This window comes from Escherichia sp. WS547 (assembly GCF_046486065.1).
GTDB lineage: Bacteria > Pseudomonadota > Gammaproteobacteria > Enterobacterales > Enterobacteriaceae > Escherichia > Escherichia coli.
In genome coordinates, this window is record NZ_JBJQMA010000013.1 from 99895 (window position 1) to 118170 (window position 18276).

The following is an 18276-nucleotide window of genomic DNA, read 5'->3' on the forward strand; positions in this document are numbered from 1 at the left end:
AACTTTTCTCAATTTCATTTTATTATCTTTAAATAAAAATAATAAATATAATTCATTATCCCGTTAATTGGTTTATTTTGTTTAAAATTATGCTTGGCGCAATAACGAGCATAGTTTGAGTTAACTGGCCGCATTAACGGTTCATTTTTCCAGGGCGATGCTTCTTTGGCTTTGATAAAAGGTTGCGCACTTGGATAACCGGCCCAGTAATGCCAGGGTTTTGTCGGGCCGACATAATGAATTAATACGGTTTCATCATTAATTGGACAAACAAATGATTTTTTTAATTCATAATTTAAACTAAATTGCGTATTGTATTTAGCATCAATGAATTTAACTTTCCCTAACAGGATAAGATTAAGGATATCTTGATCCATATAGGTTAAACGGGAAACGATGGCTTTATCAGCAAGCATCGACATCGCTTTAGCAGAAACGGACTCCTGCGCCCACGCTAGTGTATTAATTAACAGGACACCTGAATTAAAGTAACCCTTTTCAAGTTCATTACACTGCAGACTTTGACCCCGTAACGACCACCAGTTAGCATCGCGTTCAGTAACAACAGCAGCAACGTTATTGGCAAGATCCATTGTTATCAGCGGCTTTAAGTTTCCCTGACAGGCGATATCAGCATCCAGGTAAAGGATCTTATCTTGTTGATCAATAAAGTAATCTGCAATTACAAAACGGAAATACATGGCAATAGACCAATTTTTGGTCGTCGGTAATGCCTTAAGCCGTTCACAATTTACTAGATGGATCTGGATACAGGTACGATAGCTTTTCGCCAATTGGGCTAAACGCTGGATATCGGCTTCAGGGATAGCATCAATAAAAACGTGGAAAACAAAACTCACGTCGTTGTTATGTAACAAAACTGACGTGATTGAAACACCACAACCAAAAAGAAAGTTTTTATCAATGCCATAAGAAACATGGAATGATGATGCCACTGACGCCGCTGGCCTTTCATCGAAGATGATTGTCTTATTGATCATCTCTTGTGGATTAAAATAGTGGGCACTCATATTTCTCTCCGGAAATTACAACGATTTTCTAATCGTTCTTTCCCTGATTTTTGTGGCTTTTGCTTCTGCTTGCGACAGCAGCCCTTGTTCCTGCTTGATAATGTCTTTAAGCGGGGCGACAAAATACACTTTCATAAACCGCCAGATATCCCGCTGAGTCAGGCCAATATTCATCGAAGAAAAATAAAGTCCAATAAGATCTTTATCGCGCCAACGACGTGGAACGCGCGTGCGAAGCTGCGCCCGGTGCAGGTCAATTACTGAAATTTTTAACTCCTCTTCCTTACCGGAAAAAGGCAAGTGCAGCAGGAAATGACAGATATAACAGTCACGGTGGTTAATGCCCGCAGCATGCATATCGCGCACCATCGTCGCGACACGCTTAATAAGCATACGCTTTACGCGAACATCTGGTGGGTTAGTCGCCCAGTCAGCACAGTAATCTTCCAGACTGATGGTTGGTGTCAGATCTTCGGTTATAATAAACGAGGTTCTGGTGAGCGGATTAATGCCTTTTTCGCCGAATGCCACCCCATACATAGTATCAACGCCGACATCCCGCAGTCGATGAATCGCATTCCATTCGCGGTCTGCGCCTAATACTGGCATCCGCAATGAGAGTAAATTTTTGATTATCTCTTTCAGGGTCGTGCCGCGATGCCATTTGAGAAAATAGCTTTTGCCCGCCATTTCAAAGCGCAGAGTGCGGCGAGTTTCCAGTTCACGAAATACCTCACCCTGCAAGGTTTTAACTTCCTCAAAAGGATCTTTACCGCGCCATAACGTGGCAAACGGCTCTTTAAGTTCAACCATCCAGACCACCCGTTATGATGTCCGCCGCTTTCTCTGGCAGACTGTATAAATCTTGTGTATCAGCATAATGTCGCGCATTTTCCGCCCAGGCCTGGCGCAATGAAGATTGCGTTAACGCTTTGCGTAAAATCTCATTCAATGTTTCCTGGCGGAATGGCTCAGCAATAGCCTCGCCGCAATTGGCGTCGACAATATAATGCGCATAGCCACAAACGGCTGTTGTTAGTACCGGTAATCCTGCAGTTATCGCTTCCAGCAGTACAATTCCCGCGGCTTCCTGGTAGGCAGGATGCAGTAATAAATCCGCCGCCGCCATTAATTCCGAGACATCGTTGCGCCCCGAGAAGAAGTGAACATTACTGCGCACGCCGCGTTTTTCTGCCAGCGCCTCAAATTTTCGCGGTTTATCCTGCCCAACAACATATAGCAATGTGTTGTGGCGCAGCGAATCCGGTAACGAAGCAAGTGCTTCAATGGAACGATCGACACCTTTACGCGTGAAGTCTGAACCAACCTGCAACAATAAATATTGTTGTTCGGTTATTCCATTCTTCTTACGGAAGATTTCACGGCTATTGGCTGGCTGCTGGCTATATTTACGATCAGGATAAATCCCCGGTGGCAGAATATGAAAACGCTCCACTTCAGTCTGATAATGTTTCTGGAAATCGGCGATTTGCTTATCTGTCAGCATCAGCAGCTGTGTCGGCTTGCCCTGTTCGAAGGTTGCCCGCTCAAAGGCGGCATAATGGCGATAACGTGACGTCAGGCGATAGAAAAAGCCTTTTTCCTGCGCTACTTTCTCGGCATAACAAACATCAGCGGCATAATAAACGTCCAGCCCCGGCATTTTGTTGAATCCAACGACTTTATCGACGGGATGTTCGCGTAAATGTTTTTGCACCCAGGCAAAATACTCCGCATTGCGCCCGTGATTGGTATGCGATTTAACCGGCACTTTGATCAGTTCAAATACATCAGGACATTCGCCTTCCCACGACTGGGTATAAACCCGAACATGATGACCTCGGGCGGCGACTGTCTGAGCAATACGCATAAAATCGCGCTGCAAACCGCCAAAGGGAAAATATTTATATAAACAAAAAGCAACGATCATAACGACGTACCTGTCGTGGAGGAGGGCAGTAATTTATCGACAGCAGCAATGACATCTGCCGCCGGAATAACCGAAAGATACATCTCATTTCGGTCACGCTGATCGCGCGTTGGCATTTCCCGGTAATCTCCCGCCCAGAATTGAATCATGTTATTTGACCAGGGACGCCAGAAAATATGGTCTGTCGCACCAAACAGCGATATCAGCGGCGTATTAACTGCTGCGGCAATATGCGCCGGTGCGGAATCAACGCCAATAAACAGCTGCGCATGATCGATTAACGCACCAAGTTCCGGGAAGGTCACCTTTCCGGCCAGCGCCGTTACTGGTGGCGTCTGGCATCCCTGCGCAATTTCATTGACGCAGACCAGATCGTCTTTATCTGGGCCGGACGTCAGAACGACTTCATAACCACGAGCATGTAAGGCATCAATCACAGCGGAAAACTTGGCGTTGTCCCAGCATTTGAAGATTTGCCGCGCCGTAGGTTGGATAACCACATAATTTTGTCCAACACCAGCGTGATCAAGTTCGCGACGCATACGTTTCCAGCTTGCAGGCGGGTAACTCATGGTTGTCTGCTTCACCAACGAATCAAGTCCCAATGGTGTCAGCACGGATAAGTTACTTTCCACCACATTTCCACCCTGCAACGGCACCAAATGGGTGAAACTTTTACGCCAAAAAGCAGACTGCCGATGATGATAATCCTGGGAAATTTTCACACGGGCATTTAATAAGCGAACCAGTATAGCAACCATCCATTGATCGGTAAGATTGACGATAAGGTCATACTTATTGGCACGTAATACCTTGATGAGATGAAAAAAGTTGGCGATTTTTTCTGAGGCTTTTGCTTTTTTATTTTTTATGCCGTAGAGCGCGTTAATCTCTGGATTTTCAGACAGGATCGGGATGGTGTCCTGATAAAGCAGCACATCGATTTTTGCGTCAGGGTAATTTTTTTTCAGCGAACTAATGACGGGAGTAGTTAATAACATATCCCCATGAAAACGCATCTTAATGAGCAAAATTCTTCGAAATGGCTTATCCACAAGTAACTCTTTTTGTTGAGATTATCCGATTAAGGTGAAGCAGAAAAAGCACGCTACCGCCCCAGGCTCAACAGCTACCTGAATACTGATACCGCACTGATATTGACGCGCTAGTGTATCACTTCTTTCGCGGCAATCCGACCCGAATGATTTTTAAGCACATTGTTGATTTTCAATAAAGAAATCAATCAAATAAAATCATTAGCAACCATATTCTTTCACTGTTGCTCTGCGATTCCTTCCTGCACGTACTGCAGAAATCAATGAATCGCATAAAAATACAAAAAAAGTATAGATGTTCAGCAAGAATTGGCGGGTAAATTGCTATTTAAGTCAAAAACGGGAAAAGTAATGGTAAAGCCACAGCTAAATACATAGAATCCCCAGCACATCCATAAGTCAGCTATTTACTATGCTCGAATTGCTTTACACCGCCCTTCTCTACCTTATTCAGCCGCTGATCTGGATACGGCTCTGGGTGCGCGGACGTAAGGCTCCGGCCTATCGAAAACGCTGGGGTGAACGTTACGGTTTTTACCGCCATCCGCTAAAACCAGGCGGCATTATGCTGCACTCCGTCTCCGTCGGTGAAACTCTGGCGGCAATCCCGTTGGTGCGCGCGCTGCGTCATCGTTATCCTGATTTACCGATTACCGTTACAACCATGACGCCAACCGGTTCGGAGCGCGTACAATCGGCTTTCGGGAAGGATGTTCAGCACGTTTATCTGCCGTATGACCTGCCCGATGCACTTAATCGTTTCCTGAATAAAGTCGACCCTAAACTGGTGTTGATTATGGAAACCGAACTATGGCCTAACCTGATTGCGGCGCTACATAAACGTAAAATTCCGCTGGTGATCGCTAACGCGCGACTCTCTGCCCGCTCGGCCGCAGGTTACGCCAAACTGGGTAAATTCGTCCGCCGCTTGCTGCGTCGTATTACACTGATTGCTGCGCAAAATGAAGAAGATGGCGCGCGTTTTGTGGCGCTGGGCGCAAAAAATAATCAGGTGACCGTTACCGGTAGCCTGAAATTTGATATTTCTGTAACGCCGCAACTGGCTGCTAAAGCCGTGACGCTGCGCCGCCAGTGGGCACCACACCGCCCGGTATGGATTGCCACCAGCACTCACGAAGGCGAAGAGAGTGTGGTGATCGCCGCACATCAGGCATTGTTACAGCAATTCCCTAATTTATTGCTCATCCTGGTACCCCGTCATCCGGAACGCTTCCCGGATGCGATTAACCTTGTCCGCCAGGCTGGACTAAGCTATATCACACGCTCTTCAGGGGAAGTCCCTTCCACCAGCACGCAGGTTGTGGTTGGCGATACGATGGGCGAGCTGATGTTACTGTACGGCATTGCCGATCTCGCCTTTGTTGGCGGTTCACTGGTTGAACGTGGTGGGCATAATCCGCTGGAAGCTGCCGCACACGCTATTCCGGTATTGATGGGGCCGCATACTTTTAACTTTAAAGACATTTGCGCGCGGCTGGAACAGGCAAGCGGGCTGATTACCGTTACCGATGCCACTACGCTTGCAAAAGAGGTTTCCTCTTTACTCACCGACGCCGATTACCGTAGTTTCTATGGCCGTCATGCCGTTGAAGTACTGTATCAAAACCAGGGCGCGCTACAGCGCCTGCTTCAACTGCTGGAACCTTACCTGCCACCGAAAACGCATTGAGGTTGTTATGCAAAAACGGGCGATTTATCCGGGTACTTTCGATCCCATTACCAATGGTCATATCGATATCGTGACGCGCGCCACGCAAATGTTCGATCACGTTATTCTGGCGATTGCCGCCAGCCCCAGTAAAAAACCGATGTTTACTCTGGAAGAGCGTGTGGCGCTGGCACAGCAGGCAACCGCGCATCTGGGGAACGTGGAAGTGGTCGGGTTTAGTGATTTGATGGCGAACTTCGCCCGTAATCAACACGCTACGGTGCTGATTCGTGGCCTGCGTGCGGTGGCGGATTTTGAATATGAAATGCAGCTGGCGCATATGAATCGCCACTTAATGCCGGAACTGGAAAGTGTGTTTCTGATGCCGTCGAAAGAGTGGTCGTTTATCTCTTCATCGTTGGTGAAAGAGGTGGCGCGCCATCAGGGCGATGTCACCCATTTCCTGCCGGAGAATGTCCATCAGGCGCTGATGGCGAAGTTAGCGTAGCGTTTATGCCGGATGGTATGCCATCCGGCGCGCATCAATTACTTCTGGCACTGCCGACAATAAAACGTTGCCCGCTGCGCATGTTTAGTCGCCACAATCGGCGTACCGCACACACGACACGGCTCGCCTTTTCGCCCGTAAACCTGCAATTCTTGAGCGAAATAGCCCGGTTTACCGTCGCTTTGCAGAAAATCTTTCAGCGTTGTACCGCCCTGCTCAATCGAACGCAGCAACACCGCTTTAATCACCCGAGCCAGCAATTCACACTCTGCCAGCGACAGTGATGACGCCAGCCGATCCGGATGGATCCCCGCCGCAAACAGAGATTCGCTGGCATAGATATTCCCTACCCCTACCACCAGCTTGTTATCCATCAGCCACGGTTTAATCGCCGTTTTTTTCTTCTCGCACTTCTGATGCAGGTACTCACCGTTGAAATCGTCGCTAAGCGGCTCCGGTCCAAGATGGGCCAGCACGTTGTGCCCTTCCAGCTCTTTGGTCCACAGCCAGGCACCAAAGCGGCGCGGATCGGTGTAGCGCAGCACTTTACCGTTGCTCATCACCAAATCAACATGGTCATGCTTTTCAGGGGGAAGTTCTTCTGGAAGGATGCGCAGGCTGCCAGACATCCCCAAATGAATGATAATCCAGCCCTCAGGCAGCTCCAGCAGCAGATATTTAGCCCGCCGCTGCACGCTAAGCACTGGTTGGTCGCTTAAACGGTAGATCTCTTCTGAAACCGGCCAGCGCAAGCGTCCGTTGCGCACCACCGCATGAAGAATGGTTGCACCAACGAGATGCGGTTCTATGCCGCGACGGCTGGTTTCAACTTCGGGTAATTCAGGCATAGCATCTCCAGGAATGAACAGATGCAGTCAATATGGGGGCAAGCAGATAACAAAAAACCCCGCCGGAGCGAGGTTTTTTGTTACATCAAAGCGGAAATTATTTGATTTTCGCTTCTTTGTAGATCACGTGCTGGCGAACAACTGGATCGAATTTTTTCAGTTCCAGTTTTTCCGGCTTAGTACGTTTGTTCTTCGTAGTGGTATAGAAGTGACCAGTACCAGCAGAAGAAACCAGCTTGATTTTCTCACGAATACCTTTAGCCATGATTTATTTCCTCTAAGTACTTAGTACTTTTCGCCACGGGCACGCAGTTCAGCCAGAACTGTATCGATGCCTTTTTTATCGATTACACGCATACCTTTAGCAGATACGCGCAGGGTGACAAAACGCTTCTCGCTCTCAACCCAGAAACGGTGAGAGTGCAGGTTCGGCAGGAAACGGCGTTTAGTCGCGTTCAGTGCGTGGGAACGGTTGTTACCGGTCACCGGACGCTTGCCAGTAACTTGGCAGACTCGGGACATGTCTATTCTCCAAAAATCAAATTAGCTCGAGCTTCGTATGGGGTATTGGCGCCTCGTCAGGCTTTACAGCCCGGTCATCGCAGTTCTATGTGAACTCTCGATTGCCAGGCCCAAATGCCAAACCCGAGATTCTCAAAGGTGGCGTAGTATACGCTGACTCAGCGATGTGCTCAAGTCCCGAACAGACAAAGATCCCGAAGGATCGCGCATAGCGGGTTAAATCCAGCCGCGTTCGGCAAAAGAAACATACTCTCCACGCCCAATCACGATATGGTCGAGCACGCGTAAATCCATGAACTGACAACTCTTTATTATCCGTTCAGTAATGAGTTTATCCGCTTTACTGGGTTCAGCACAACCCGAAGGGTGATTATGTGCAAGGATCAGCGCCGAGGCATTTATTTTTATCGCTTCGCGGATAATTTCCCGAGGATGGACTTCAACATGGTTTAGCGTGCCGGAAAAAAGACGGCTATGCGTTATAACCCGGTGTTGTGAGTCGAGAAAGATCACCATAAAGATCTCCCGCTCCTCACCCGTGAGCTGGCTTTGTAAAAATTCCCGCGTCATCTCCGGGCTGAGTAAAGGGCTTTCTTCACGCATCCGCACGTTGTAGTAACGCCGCGCTAGTTCAGCAATCCCCTTTAACTGGGCAAATTTCGCCACGCCAATTCCATGAACACAACTAAATTGTTCATATTCAGAGGTTAACAAGCCATAAAGAGAGCCGAAATTCTCCAGCATCTCTTTTGCCAGGGTTAATACATCTTTACCGCGCGTTCCGGTACGCAGAAATAGCGCCAGCAGCTCGACATCAGTTAAGGCGCTAATACCAAACTTCAGCATTTTTTCGCGCGGCATCAACAGCTGTGCATTGTTTTTCACCTTCACCTCCTTTGTGGTGCTCGCATCCTGTCATAGCCGTTCCGTTAAATCGACGGCCAGTTTTCAATCCTGGAAAGCGCCTCGCAAAGTGATTCTCAGGTGAAGGCACGACAACAAAAGTATTGTGATAAAATCGCCAACTTCTGGTGTCACCCAACAGGAAAAATCATCATGAGCCTGGCCGGTAAAAAAATCGTTCTCGGCGTTAGCGGCGGTATTGCTGCCTATAAAACCCCTGAACTGGTGCGTCGTTTGCGCGATCGCGGGGCCGACGTCCGCGTAGCCATGACCGAAGCGGCAAAAGCCTTTATCACCCCACTTAGCTTGCAGGCGGTTTCTGGTTATCCCGTTTCCGACAGTCTGCTGGACCCGGCAGCCGAAGCCGCTATGGGCCATATTGAGCTGGGTAAATGGGCTGATTTAGTGATTCTCGCCCCTGCCACGGCAGATTTGATTGCCCGTGTTGCTGCCGGAATGGCGAATGATCTGGTATCGACGATTTGTCTGGCCACACCTGCGCCTGTAGCCGTGCTCCCCGCCATGAACCAGCAGATGTACCGTGCCGCTGCCACGCAGCATAATTTAGAGGTGCTTGCTTCCCGTGGTTTGCTCATCTGGGGGCCAGACAGTGGCAGTCAGGCTTGTGGTGATATCGGCCCTGGGCGAATGCTCGATCCGTTAACCATTGTTGATATGGCGGTAGCGTATTTTTCGCCCGTCAACGACCTGAAACATCTGAACATTATGATTACCGCCGGCCCGACGCGTGAACCGCTCGATCCGGTGCGTTATATCTCTAATCACAGCTCAGGCAAGATGGGTTTTGCTATCGCCGCCGCCGCTGCCCGTCGTGGCGCGAACGTCACGCTGGTATCAGGTCCGGTTTCACTACCGACGCCACCGTTTGTTAAACGTGTTGATGTGATGACCGCGCTGGAAATGGAAGCGGCCGTGAATGCTTCTGTACAGCAGCAAAATATTTTTATCGGCTGTGCCGCCGTGGCGGATTATCGCGCAGCTACCGTGGCCCCAGAGAAAATCAAAAAGCAGGCCACGCAGGGTGATGAATTAACAATAAAAATGGTTAAAAACCCCGATATCGTCGCAGGCGTTGCCGCACTAAAAGACCATCGACCCTACGTCGTTGGATTTGCCGCCGAAACAAATAATGTGGAAGAATACGCCCGGCAAAAACGTATCCGTAAAAACCTTGATCTGATCTGCGCGAACGATGTTTCCCAGCCAACTCAAGGATTTAACAGCGACAACAACGCATTACACCTTTTCTGGCAGGACGGAGATAAAGTCTTACCGCTTGAGCGCAAAGAGCTCCTTGGCCAATTATTACTCGACGAGATCGTGACCCGTTATGATGAAAAAAATCGACGTTAAGATTCTGGACCCGCGCGTTGGGAAGGAATTTCCGCTCCCGACTTATGCCACCTCTGGCTCTGCCGGACTTGACCTGCGTGCCTGTCTCGACGACGCCGTAGAACTGGCTCCGGGTGACACTACGCTGGTTCCGACCGGGCTGGCGATTCATATTGCCGATCCTTCACTGGCGGCAATGATGCTGCCGCGCTCCGGATTGGGACATAAGCACGGTATCGTGCTTGGTAACCTGGTAGGATTGATCGATTCTGACTATCAGGGCCAGTTGATGATTTCCGTGTGGAACCGTGGTCAGGACAGCTTCACCATTCAACCTGGCGAACGCATCGCCCAGATGATTTTTGTTCCGGTAGTACAGGCTGAATTTAATCTGGTGGAAGATTTCGACGCCACCGACCGCGGTGAAGGCGGCTTTGGTCACTCTGGTCGTCAGTAACACATACGCATCCGAATAACGTCATAACATAGCCGCAAACATTTCGTTTGCGGTCATAGCGTGGGTGCCGCCTGGCAAGTGCTTATTTTCAGGGGTATTTTGTAACATGGCAGAAAAACAAACTGCGAAAAGGAACCGTCGCGAGGAAATACTTCAGTCTCTGGCGCTGATGCTGGAATCCAGCGATGGAAGCCAACGTATCACGACGGCAAAACTGGCCGCCTCTGTCGGCGTTTCCGAAGCGGCACTGTATCGCCACTTCCCCAGTAAGACCCGCATGTTCGATAGCCTGATTGAGTTTATCGAAGATAGCCTGATTACTCGCATCAATCTGATTCTGAAAGATGAGAAGGACACCACAGCGCGCCTGCGTCTGATTGTGTTGCTGCTTCTCGGTTTTGGTGAGCGTAATCCTGGCCTGACCCGCATCCTCACTGGTCATGCACTAATGTTTGAACAGGATCGCCTGCAAGGGCGCATCAACCAGCTGTTCGAGCGTATTGAAGCGCAGTTGCGTCAGGTATTGCGCGAAAAGAGAATGCGTGAGGGTGAAGGTTACACCACCGATGAAACCCTGCTGGCAAGCCAGATCCTGGCCTTCTGTGAAGGTATGCTGTCACGCTTTGTCCGCAGCGAGTTTAAATACCGCCCGACGGATGATTTTGACGCCCGCTGGCCGCTAATTGCCGCACAGTTGCAGTAATATGACGCCGGATGACTTTTCATCCGGCGAGTTTCTTTAAACGCCAAACTCTTCGCGATAGGCCTTAACCGCCGCCAGATGTTCCGCCATTTCTGGCTTCTCTTCCAGGTAAGCAATCAGGTCTTTCAGGGTGATGATAGAGATCACTTTGCAGTTGTAATCACGCTCAACTTCCTGAATTGCCGAAATCTCGCCGCGCCCCCGTTCCTGACGATCGAGCGAAATCAACACGCCAGCAAGCGTCGCGCCATTGGCCTGAATAATTTCCATCGACTCACGAATCGCCGTTCCGGCGGTGATCACATCATCTACCAGCATTACGCGTCCTTGTAACGCGCTACCAACCAGATTGCCGCCTTCACCGTGGTCTTTTGCCTCTTTGCGGTTAAAGCAGTACGGCAGGTCCAGGTCATGATGCTCCGCCAGCGCCACGGCAGTTGTGGTGGCAATCGGGATCCCTTTGTAAGCAGGGCCAAACAGCAGATCGAACTCAATGCCGGAATCCACCAATGCTTCAGCGTAAAAACGGCCTAACAGTGCCAGATCGCGCCCGGTATTAAACAGCCCGGCGTTGAAGAAATAGGGGCTTTTGCGCCCGGACTTCAGCGTAAACTCGCCAAACTTTAACACCTGCTTGCTAAGCGCAAATTCAATAAACTGGCGCTGATATGGTTTCATGCCTTCGCTCCTCATCTTACTTTTCTACAGACAAAAAAAAGGCGACTCATCAGTCGCCTTAAAAATCAGTTTGCCAGCGCCGCCTTCTGCGTCGCTACAATGGATTCGATTCCCCCTCGGGCCAGCGCCAACAAGGTGAGTAACTCTTCATGGGTGAACGGCTCGCCTTCTGCCGTCCCCTGCACTTCAATGATGCGCCCGTCTTCGGTCATCACTACGTTCATGTCGGTCTCTGCGGCAGAGTCTTCAACGTATTCCAGATCGCAAACCGCTTCGCCGTTCACAATCCCGACAGAAACCGCGGCTACCATCCCTTTCATCGGATTGGTTTTCAGCTTACCGTTTTCCACCAGCTTCTGTAGCGCATCTGCCAGCGCCACGCAGGCACCCGTAATCGAAGCGGTACGCGTGCCACCATCAGCCTGAAGCACGTCGCAGTCCAGCGTAATAGTGAACTCACCCAGCGCTTTCAAATCTACTGCCGCACGAAGAGCACGGGCGATCAGACGCTGGATTTCCATGGTGCGTCCACCCTGCTTACCTTTCGCCGCTTCACGCGCGTTACGGGTGTGGGTAGAACGTGGCAGCATGCCGTACTCTGCGGTGATCCAGCCCTGGCCCTGACCTTTCAGGAAGCGCGGCACGCCTTCTTCAATAGAGGCGGTACACAATACTTTGGTATCGCCAAATTCGACCAGCACCGAGCCTTCTGCATGTTTTGTATAGTTACGAGTCAGGGTAACGGGACGCACCTGATTATTGCTACGGCCTGCTGGACGCATATTGAAATCTCCGGCTTGAAACAAATGTGGCTGCGCATTATACGGACTTCCGGCGGTTATTCCTATCCTGACAAGGCATCGATGGCTATAATCCTTCCACCTCTCCTTTTATAAACAGGAACGTCTATGATCCGCAGTATGACCGCCTACGCCCGGCGTGAAATCAAGGGTGAATGGGGGAGCGCAACCTGGGAAATGCGCTCGGTAAACCAGCGTTATCTGGAAACTTACTTTCGTCTGCCGGAGCAGTTCCGTAGCCTTGAACCTGTCGTTCGCGAGCGTATTCGTTCTCGCCTGACGCGCGGTAAAGTGGAATGTACCCTGCGTTATGAACCAGATGTTAGCGCACAAGGTGAGCTGATCCTCAACGAAAAACTGGCTAAACAGCTGGTAACCGCCGCGAACTGGGTAAAAATGCAGAGCGACGAAGGGGAAATAAACCCGGTTGATATTCTGCGCTGGCCGGGCGTAATGGCAGCCCAGGAGCAGGATCTCGACGCGATTGCCGCTGAAATTCTCGCGGCGCTGGATGGTACGCTGGACGACTTTATCGTCGCACGTGAAACCGAAGGTCAGGCGCTGAAAGCATTGATCGAGCAGCGTCTGGAAGGCGTCACCGCCGAAGTGGTCAAAGTCCGCGCCCATATGCCGGAAATCCTGCAATGGCAACGTGAGCGTCTGGTCGCGAAGCTGGAAGATGCTCAGGTGCAACTGGAAAACAACCGTCTGGAGCAGGAGTTGGTTCTGCTGGCACAACGAATTGACGTTGCCGAAGAACTGGACCGCCTCGAAGCGCATGTCAAAGAGACCTACAACATTCTGAAGAAAAAAGAAGCGGTTGGTCGTCGTCTGGACTTTATGATGCAGGAGTTCAACCGCGAGTCGAACACTCTTGCGTCGAAATCTATCAATGCCGAAGTGACGAATTCTGCCATCGAGCTGAAAGTGTTGATTGAGCAGATGCGCGAGCAGATCCAGAACATTGAATAACTCGTAACGCCAATTCTTCCTTTTCAGCCTTCACAAATGCCGCCCACTCAAACAGAGCGGCATTTTTCCTCCCCGCAACATTCAATTCTGTTTTGCGTGCCTGCTCCAGATTTTGCGATGTTTTTTTGCCCAGCGCAGTGAGAACGTGAGATACTCACAACTGTATATAAACACAGTTGTAAACTTACTTTCCTTGCAATCGATATCACATGGAGTGGGCAATGAACGAACATCATCAACCTTTTGAAGAGATAAAGCTGATTAATGCAAACGGAGCAGAACAATGGTCAGCAAGACAACTTGGAAAACTACTGGGTTATTCAGAGTATCGTCACTTTATACCTGTATTAACGCGCGCCAAAGAAGCTTGTCTGAATAGTGGTCACACAATTGATGACCATTTCGAGGAGATCCTCGATATGGTCAAAATTGGCTCAAATGCCAAAAGAGCATTAAAAGACATCGTACTCTCCCGCTATGCCTGTTACCTGGTAGTACAAAACGGCGACCCTGCGAAACCGGTTATTGCGGCAGGGCAAACTTATTTTGCTATCCAGACCCGACGGCAGGAGCTGGCTGACGATGAAGCTTTCAGGCAACTTCGTGAAGACGAAAAGCGTCTTTTTCTGAGAAATGAGTTGAAAGAACATAACAAACAATTAGTTGAGGCAGCGCAGCAAGCTGGGGTAGCGACAGCTATCGATTTCGCCATATTTCAGAATCATGGTTACCGGGGACTGTATGGTGGATTAGATCAGAAAGCCATCCATCAGCGGAAGGGGCTGAAAAAGAGTCAGAAGATCCTGGATCATATGGGTTCAACAGAACTGGCGGCTAATCTCTTTCGAGCTACCCAAACAGAAGAAAAACTCAAGCGGGATGGCGTGAATTCAAAACAGCAAGCTAACACCACACACTTTGACGTGGGTCGCAAGGTGAGGCAAACCATTCAGGAACTTGGCGGAACCATGCCTGAGGAGTTGCCGACCCCGCAGGTCAGCATCAAGCAGTTGGAAAACAGTGTAAAAATTACAGAGAAGAAATAGCAGAAACTAAAAACTCTTTTTGTTGATTGAGATACCCGATGCGTAAGCCAAAGTCCAGGTGCGGTGAACACAATGGCTAAACATTGCACCTTTCTTTTCCACTCCTCAATTTTAACCTATTTTTTCTTATGCATTTTCTCAGACAAGAAGTCAGAAGAATGCATCTACGCTACAGAAAATAGCGATTTCACATAACTACAAGTTATCAATTTCCTCTCACCTTAAAAAATCTCAATCGTGACAATACGCACAAATCGCTACCCTGCCAGACAGATTTTTTAGGGAGAGAACCATGCTGTTACACATTTTGTATTTGGTTGGCATTACTGCCGAAGCCATGACGGGGGCGCTGGCGGCCGGACGACGGCGCATGGATACATTTGGCGTAATTATTATTGCGACCGCCACCGCAATTGGCGGAGGGTCAGTGCGCGATATTCTGCTGGGCCACTATCCGCTCGGCTGGGTCAAACACCCGGAATATGTGATTATCGTCGCTACCGCCGCAGTACTCACCACTATTGTTGCTCCTGTAATGCCTTACCTGCGCAAAGTGTTTCTGGTGCTCGATGCGCTCGGACTGGTAGTCTTTTCTATCATTGGCGCACAGGTTGCGCTGGATATGGGACACGGCCCGATCATTGCCGTTGTCGCAGCTGTGACGACCGGCGTATTTGGCGGCGTTTTGCGCGATATGTTCTGTAAACGCATCCCACTGGTATTCCAGAAAGAGTTGTATGCCGGTGTCTCATTTGCCTCCGCCGTGCTGTACATCGCGCTGCAACACTATGTTTCTAACCATGATGTGGTGATTATCTCCACCCTGGTATTCGGCTTTTTTGCCCGTTTACTGGCGCTACGTCTTAAGCTGGGATTACCGGTCTTTTACTACAGCCACGAAGGACACTAAGGTTCAAAACCTGTGATCTGCTGGGCAGCCAGCCAACTGCCCAGCTTCTTGATTTGCGCATTTTCCTTCCATTCAATAACCTGTCTGGCGCGCCCCGATCCAGTCCCCGGCAGCTGCTGCCAGAACTGCTCCGTGCTCAATAAAAGTTGCGACCAGGACCGTTCATCACTGGCATTAAGCGCCGCCCGGGTTAGCGGTATTCCCATTGCCATCACCCAGCGAGTAAAAGGCTGCTTACGAGCCAGATTAAACTGATGCCATAGCTGCGCACTTTTACTTTTCGCGATCCCCGGCGTGTTCTGTAATTGCTCTGGCGTTAATAAAAACCAGGAAAAGATATGCTCAAAGCGATGAGTCTGATGCAGCGCGCGCCAGCCGGCCTCACCAATGCCATCCAGCCCAAAAACCTGTTTTGACCCCAGCCAGACTAAGCGTGAAATGAACTGTTCCTGACAAACATCAGAAGCAAAGTAGCAGGTCAACGAGTTAAAGCGGTTTTCTGGTGGTGTCGGTTTTGTACGTTCTGCACCGCGCCACACCACATCATCAATGCGAGGAATACCCTGACCGGCAAGGCTGACGAGGATCTGATCACCAGGCGCAATATCCCACTCCTGCCAGCGCCTGACGGAACCAATATTCACCCGCTGGACTTTTTTATCATCCAGCATGACAGGTGCGAGTGACGCAACCACCGATATTTTACCGCTCTTACCCACCGCAAACTGAATCGCCTTCACTTCGACAACCTGAGCTACCGGTTGATATTTCCAGGCCACCAGCCACTCCGCCTGGCCCGGTAGCCAATGACGGGATTCGGGTTCCTTAGCCGCTCGCACAACCACGCCATCGGTGACGAAGGGTAATTTCGCTTTCCACCACGCATTGCGTACGCGCGCAACTTCATCAGCATTTTTCACCGCACGGGTATACGTCTGCGTTAGAGTAAAACCAGCGGTAGCCAGCTCTTTTAAACGATCGGTCATTAACTGCGGTCCATCCGGCCATGCCCAGACAAAAACGCCCAGAGAATTCAGCGTGTCGCTATCGTCCTGGCGCATCATCAGACCAGCAACTTTTGCGCGGGCATTTATTCCCCCCATTTGTTGTTGGATATGCCCCTCGCGTTTGAGAAATATTGCCCCCTGAAGCGTACTGTTGGCTAAAGGCCCGCTAACGGTTTGCGGCACAGCGGAAATTAAGCGAACTTTCTGCGTCCAGTCCTCGCCTTTCAGGCCATTGCCGCGACTGATTGCTTTGTTCAGTTTCCCGTCCCGATAAACTAGGGTTACCGCAACGCCATCAACTTTTGGCTGCACCCAAAGATCGCTACGTTCGCGCATCCACAGACTTAATGCGATTTTATCCGCCATTTTGCGTACACCCGTATGGGCTACCGGATGTATAACCGCACCGTTTAAAGGCGGCATCATCACATCGCGGGTCTCGTTCCCAAAACAGCGTTGCCACTGCGTAAGACGGGCGCTTAACTGATCGTAAACACCGTCTTCAACCTCACTTTTCCCTTCCTTCCAGTAGTCATCGTCCCACTGTTTTATTTGCTGTTGCAGGCGGGAAATTTCTTCCTGTGCTCTGGCTGGCGACCAGGCCGGACAGACCGCCCACGCCGATGATTGCCAGCACAAGATACTTATTAATATCGCCATCCATACTTTCATCATCACCTCCGCTGTAGATAGTCAGGCAGATATACAACGTGATGAAAGCAAAGCCGAGTGGCAAAAACGGAGTCTGCGAGGACGCTTCCTGAGAATCGTCTTTATTGCAGTGAATGACAGGCAAATGCGGAAGCAGCTACGCAAAACGCAACAACTTTGCGCAAAAAGTGTGAGCAAGGGCTACGTCACATGGCCGCGCCGTGTATAATAAGCTCGTATGTAGGCTTTATTTCGCTAATCACATACGAAAGATACTCATGGCTCAAGGCACGCTTTATATTGTTTCTGCCCCCAGTGGCGCGGGTAAATCCAGCCTGATTCAGGCTTTATTAAAAACCCAACCGTTGTATGACACCCAGGTTTCTGTTTCACACACCACACGCCAACCGCGTCCTGGTGAAGTCCACGGTGAACATTATTTCTTTGTTAATCACGATGAATTTAAAGAAATGATTAGCAGAGATGCGTTCCTCGAACACGCAGAAGTTTTTGGTAATTACTATGGCACTTCGCGTGAGGCCATTGAACAAGTCCTGGCGACCGGTGTCGATGTTTTTCTCGATATCGACTGGCAGGGCGCGCAGCAAATTCGCCAGAAGATGCCGCACGCGCGGAGTATCTTTATTTTACCGCCGTCCAAAATTGAACTGGACCGCCGTCTACGCGGTCGCGGTCAGGACAGCGAAGAGGTCATTGCAAAGCGTATGGCGCAAGCTGTTGCAGAAATGAGCCATTACGCCGAATATGATTACCTGATTGTGAATGATGACTTCAATACCGCGTTGACCGATTTGAAGACCATTATTCGCGCCGAACGTCTGCGCATGAGCCGCCAAAAGCAGCGTCATGACGCTTTAATCAGCAAATTGTTGGCAGACTGAACCTGATTTCAGTATCATGCCCAGTCATTTCTTCACCTGTGGAGCTTTTTAAGTATGGCACGCGTAACTGTTCAGGACGCTGTAGAGAAAATTGGTAACCGTTTTGACCTGGTACTGGTCGCCGCGCGTCGCGCTCGTCAGATGCAGGTAGGCGGAAAGGATCCGCTGGTACCGGAAGAAAACGATAAAACCACTGTAATCGCGCTGCGCGAAATCGAAGAAGGTCTGATCAACAACCAGATCCTCGACGTGCGCGAACGCCAGGAACAGCAAGAGCAGGAAGCCGCTGAATTACAAGCCGTTACCGCTATTGCTGAAGGTCGTCGTTAAT

At 49.9% G+C, this 18276-nt stretch carries 21 protein-coding genes; 10 read left to right on the plus strand and 11 right to left on the minus strand.

The genetic code is table 11. The annotated features are described in order from the left end of the window. Nucleotides 1-14: 14 nt before the first annotated feature. The 4 genes from waaO to rfaQ are packed head-to-tail and all read right to left on the minus strand — an operon-like array spanning nt 15 to nt 4016. On the minus strand, nt 15-1031 hold the full coding sequence (gene waaO, locus ACJHWK_RS13550; RefSeq protein WP_001272745.1) for a lipopolysaccharide 3-alpha-galactosyltransferase: 1017 nt from the start codon (nt 1029-1031) through the stop codon (nt 15-17). A 15-nt stretch (nt 1032-1046) separates the two neighbouring features. Then, complete coding sequence (gene rfaP, locus ACJHWK_RS13555; RefSeq protein WP_001366774.1) at nt 1047-1844, minus strand: lipopolysaccharide core heptose(I) kinase RfaP; 798 nt, start codon at nt 1842-1844, stop codon at nt 1047-1049. Next, nucleotides 1837-2961, minus strand: a complete 1125-nt coding sequence (locus tag ACJHWK_RS13560; RefSeq protein ID WP_000634253.1) for a glycosyltransferase family 4 protein — start codon at nt 2959-2961, stop codon at nt 1837-1839. Before ACJHWK_RS13560 ends, rfaP begins: the two co-directional genes overlap by 8 nt. Then, entirely contained in the window at nt 2958-4016 is a 1059-nt protein-coding gene (gene rfaQ / locus ACJHWK_RS13565; protein WP_001521608.1) for a lipopolysaccharide core heptosyltransferase RfaQ, read from the minus strand. Before rfaQ ends, ACJHWK_RS13560 begins: the two co-directional genes overlap by 4 nt. A 412-nt stretch (nt 4017-4428) precedes the next feature. Here rfaQ and waaA point away from each other — a divergent pair, with 412 nt between their 5' ends. Together waaA and coaD are read left to right on the plus strand one after the other, a co-directional pair. Next, the gene (gene waaA / locus ACJHWK_RS13570) at nt 4429-5706 is read left to right on the plus strand and encodes a lipid IV(A) 3-deoxy-D-manno-octulosonic acid transferase (RefSeq protein WP_000891564.1); all 1278 of its coding nucleotides are present in this window, start codon (nt 4429-4431) and stop codon (nt 5704-5706) included. Between the two features lie 7 nt (nt 5707-5713). Next, nucleotides 5714-6193 (plus strand): pantetheine-phosphate adenylyltransferase, encoded by a 480-nt coding sequence (gene coaD, locus ACJHWK_RS13575; protein ID WP_001171866.1) that lies wholly within the window; start codon nt 5714-5716, stop codon nt 6191-6193. A gap of 38 nt (nt 6194-6231) precedes the next feature. Here coaD and mutM read toward each other — a convergent pair whose 3' ends face one another. From mutM to radC, 4 genes are all read right to left on the minus strand, one after another. Further along, nucleotides 6232-7041 carry a bifunctional DNA-formamidopyrimidine glycosylase/DNA-(apurinic or apyrimidinic site) lyase gene (mutM, locus tag ACJHWK_RS13580; protein WP_001114542.1) on the minus strand — a complete coding sequence of 270 codons (810 nt, stop codon included), beginning with the start codon at nt 7039-7041 and terminating at the stop codon, nt 6232-6234. A 97-nt stretch (nt 7042-7138) separates the two neighbouring features. Continuing rightward, nucleotides 7139-7306 (minus strand): 50S ribosomal protein L33, encoded by a 168-nt coding sequence (rpmG, locus tag ACJHWK_RS13585; RefSeq protein ID WP_001051798.1) that lies wholly within the window; start codon nt 7304-7306, stop codon nt 7139-7141. A 20-nt stretch (nt 7307-7326) separates the two neighbouring features. Further along, nucleotides 7327-7563: a 50S ribosomal protein L28 gene (gene rpmB / locus ACJHWK_RS13590; protein WP_000091955.1), complete on the minus strand. Its 237-nt coding sequence runs from the start codon at nt 7561-7563 to the stop codon at nt 7327-7329. 216 nt (nt 7564-7779) lie between these two features. After that, complete coding sequence (gene radC / locus ACJHWK_RS13595; protein WP_001521609.1) at nt 7780-8448, minus strand: RadC family protein; 669 nt, start codon at nt 8446-8448, stop codon at nt 7780-7782. 171 nt (nt 8449-8619) lie between these two features. On the opposite strand from radC, the gene coaBC reads away from it, so the two are divergent. From coaBC to slmA, 3 genes are all read left to right on the plus strand, one after another. Beyond that, nucleotides 8620-9840 (plus strand): bifunctional phosphopantothenoylcysteine decarboxylase/phosphopantothenate--cysteine ligase CoaBC, encoded by a 1221-nt coding sequence (coaBC, locus tag ACJHWK_RS13600; protein ID WP_000050153.1) that lies wholly within the window; start codon nt 8620-8622, stop codon nt 9838-9840. After that, nucleotides 9818-10276, plus strand: coding sequence for a dUTP diphosphatase (gene dut / locus ACJHWK_RS13605; RefSeq protein WP_000976070.1), 459 nt, complete (start codon nt 9818-9820; stop codon nt 10274-10276). Before coaBC ends, dut begins: the two co-directional genes overlap by 23 nt. A gap of 106 nt (nt 10277-10382) precedes the next feature. After that, on the plus strand, nt 10383-10979 hold the full coding sequence (gene slmA, locus ACJHWK_RS13610; protein ID WP_000818601.1) for a nucleoid occlusion factor SlmA: 597 nt from the start codon (nt 10383-10385) through the stop codon (nt 10977-10979). Nucleotides 10980-11015: 36 nt separating this feature from the next. Here the strand turns inward: slmA and pyrE are convergent, their stop codons facing one another. Both pyrE and rph read right to left on the minus strand, forming a co-directional pair. Beyond that, nucleotides 11016-11657: an orotate phosphoribosyltransferase gene (pyrE, locus tag ACJHWK_RS13615; protein ID WP_000806177.1), complete on the minus strand. Its 642-nt coding sequence runs from the start codon at nt 11655-11657 to the stop codon at nt 11016-11018. A 65-nt stretch (nt 11658-11722) separates the two neighbouring features. After that, nucleotides 11723-12439: a ribonuclease PH gene (gene rph / locus ACJHWK_RS13620; protein ID WP_001247093.1), complete on the minus strand. Its 717-nt coding sequence runs from the start codon at nt 12437-12439 to the stop codon at nt 11723-11725. Nucleotides 12440-12565: 126 nt separating this feature from the next. Here rph and ACJHWK_RS13625 point away from each other — a divergent pair, with 126 nt between their 5' ends. From ACJHWK_RS13625 to ACJHWK_RS13635, 3 genes are all read left to right on the plus strand, one after another. After that, nucleotides 12566-13429: a YicC/YloC family endoribonuclease gene (locus tag ACJHWK_RS13625; RefSeq protein ID WP_000621336.1), complete on the plus strand. Its 864-nt coding sequence runs from the start codon at nt 12566-12568 to the stop codon at nt 13427-13429. A 221-nt stretch (nt 13430-13650) separates the two neighbouring features. After that, entirely contained in the window at nt 13651-14475 is an 825-nt protein-coding gene (gene dinD / locus ACJHWK_RS13630; RefSeq protein WP_001521610.1) for a DNA damage-inducible protein D, read from the plus strand. Nucleotides 14476-14767: 292 nt separating this feature from the next. Continuing rightward, nucleotides 14768-15385 (plus strand): trimeric intracellular cation channel family protein, encoded by a 618-nt coding sequence (locus ACJHWK_RS13635; protein WP_000924289.1) that lies wholly within the window; start codon nt 14768-14770, stop codon nt 15383-15385. On the opposite strand, the gene ligB is transcribed toward ACJHWK_RS13635, so the two are convergent. Beyond that, nucleotides 15382-17064, minus strand: a complete 1683-nt coding sequence (ligB, locus tag ACJHWK_RS13640; RefSeq protein ID WP_170886450.1) for an NAD-dependent DNA ligase LigB — start codon at nt 17062-17064, stop codon at nt 15382-15384. The two genes, ACJHWK_RS13635 and ligB, sit on opposite strands and share 4 nt — an antisense overlap. 257 nt (nt 17065-17321) lie before the next feature. On the opposite strand from ligB, the gene gmk reads away from it, so the two are divergent. Together gmk and rpoZ are read left to right on the plus strand one after the other, a co-directional pair. After that, nucleotides 17322-17945 (plus strand): guanylate kinase, encoded by a 624-nt coding sequence (gene gmk, locus ACJHWK_RS13645; RefSeq protein WP_001521613.1) that lies wholly within the window; start codon nt 17322-17324, stop codon nt 17943-17945. 54 nt (nt 17946-17999) lie between these two features. Next, entirely contained in the window at nt 18000-18275 is a 276-nt protein-coding gene (gene rpoZ, locus ACJHWK_RS13650; RefSeq protein ID WP_000135058.1) for a DNA-directed RNA polymerase subunit omega, read from the plus strand. Nucleotide 18276 lies beyond the last annotated feature (1 nt).

What these genes read in the sequence shown, in the direction of transcription:
- dinD (WP_001521610.1), top strand. Translation starts at nt 13,651, where the DNA reads ATGAACGAACATCATCAACCTTTTGAAGAGATAAAGCTGATTAATGCA.
- ACJHWK_RS13635 (WP_000924289.1), top strand. Translation starts at nt 14,768, where the DNA reads ATGCTGTTACACATTTTGTATTTGGTTGGCATTACTGCCGAAGCCATG.
- slmA (WP_000818601.1), top strand. Translation starts at nt 10,383, where the DNA reads ATGGCAGAAAAACAAACTGCGAAAAGGAACCGTCGCGAGGAAATACTT.
- dut (WP_000976070.1), top strand. Translation starts at nt 9,818, where the DNA reads ATGATGAAAAAAATCGACGTTAAGATTCTGGACCCGCGCGTTGGGAAG.
- waaA (WP_000891564.1), top strand. Translation starts at nt 4,429, where the DNA reads ATGCTCGAATTGCTTTACACCGCCCTTCTCTACCTTATTCAGCCGCTG.
- rfaP (WP_001366774.1), bottom strand. Translation starts at nt 1,844, where the DNA reads ATGGTTGAACTTAAAGAGCCGTTTGCCACGTTATGGCGCGGTAAAGAT.
- ligB (WP_170886450.1), bottom strand. Translation starts at nt 17,064, where the DNA reads ATGAAAGTATGGATGGCGATATTAATAAGTATCTTGTGCTGGCAATCA.
- ACJHWK_RS13560 (WP_000634253.1), bottom strand. Translation starts at nt 2,961, where the DNA reads ATGATCGTTGCTTTTTGTTTATATAAATATTTTCCCTTTGGCGGTTTG.
- waaO (WP_001272745.1), bottom strand. Translation starts at nt 1,031, where the DNA reads ATGAGTGCCCACTATTTTAATCCACAAGAGATGATCAATAAGACAATC.
- coaBC (WP_000050153.1), top strand. Translation starts at nt 8,620, where the DNA reads ATGAGCCTGGCCGGTAAAAAAATCGTTCTCGGCGTTAGCGGCGGTATT.
- gmk (WP_001521613.1), top strand. Translation starts at nt 17,322, where the DNA reads ATGGCTCAAGGCACGCTTTATATTGTTTCTGCCCCCAGTGGCGCGGGT.
- mutM (WP_001114542.1), bottom strand. Translation starts at nt 7,041, where the DNA reads ATGCCTGAATTACCCGAAGTTGAAACCAGCCGTCGCGGCATAGAACCG.
- pyrE (WP_000806177.1), bottom strand. Translation starts at nt 11,657, where the DNA reads ATGAAACCATATCAGCGCCAGTTTATTGAATTTGCGCTTAGCAAGCAG.
- rph (WP_001247093.1), bottom strand. Translation starts at nt 12,439, where the DNA reads ATGCGTCCAGCAGGCCGTAGCAATAATCAGGTGCGTCCCGTTACCCTG.
- coaD (WP_001171866.1), top strand. Translation starts at nt 5,714, where the DNA reads ATGCAAAAACGGGCGATTTATCCGGGTACTTTCGATCCCATTACCAAT.
- rpmG (WP_001051798.1), bottom strand. Translation starts at nt 7,306, where the DNA reads ATGGCTAAAGGTATTCGTGAGAAAATCAAGCTGGTTTCTTCTGCTGGT.
- rpoZ (WP_000135058.1), top strand. Translation starts at nt 18,000, where the DNA reads ATGGCACGCGTAACTGTTCAGGACGCTGTAGAGAAAATTGGTAACCGT.
- rpmB (WP_000091955.1), bottom strand. Translation starts at nt 7,563, where the DNA reads ATGTCCCGAGTCTGCCAAGTTACTGGCAAGCGTCCGGTGACCGGTAAC.
- ACJHWK_RS13625 (WP_000621336.1), top strand. Translation starts at nt 12,566, where the DNA reads ATGATCCGCAGTATGACCGCCTACGCCCGGCGTGAAATCAAGGGTGAA.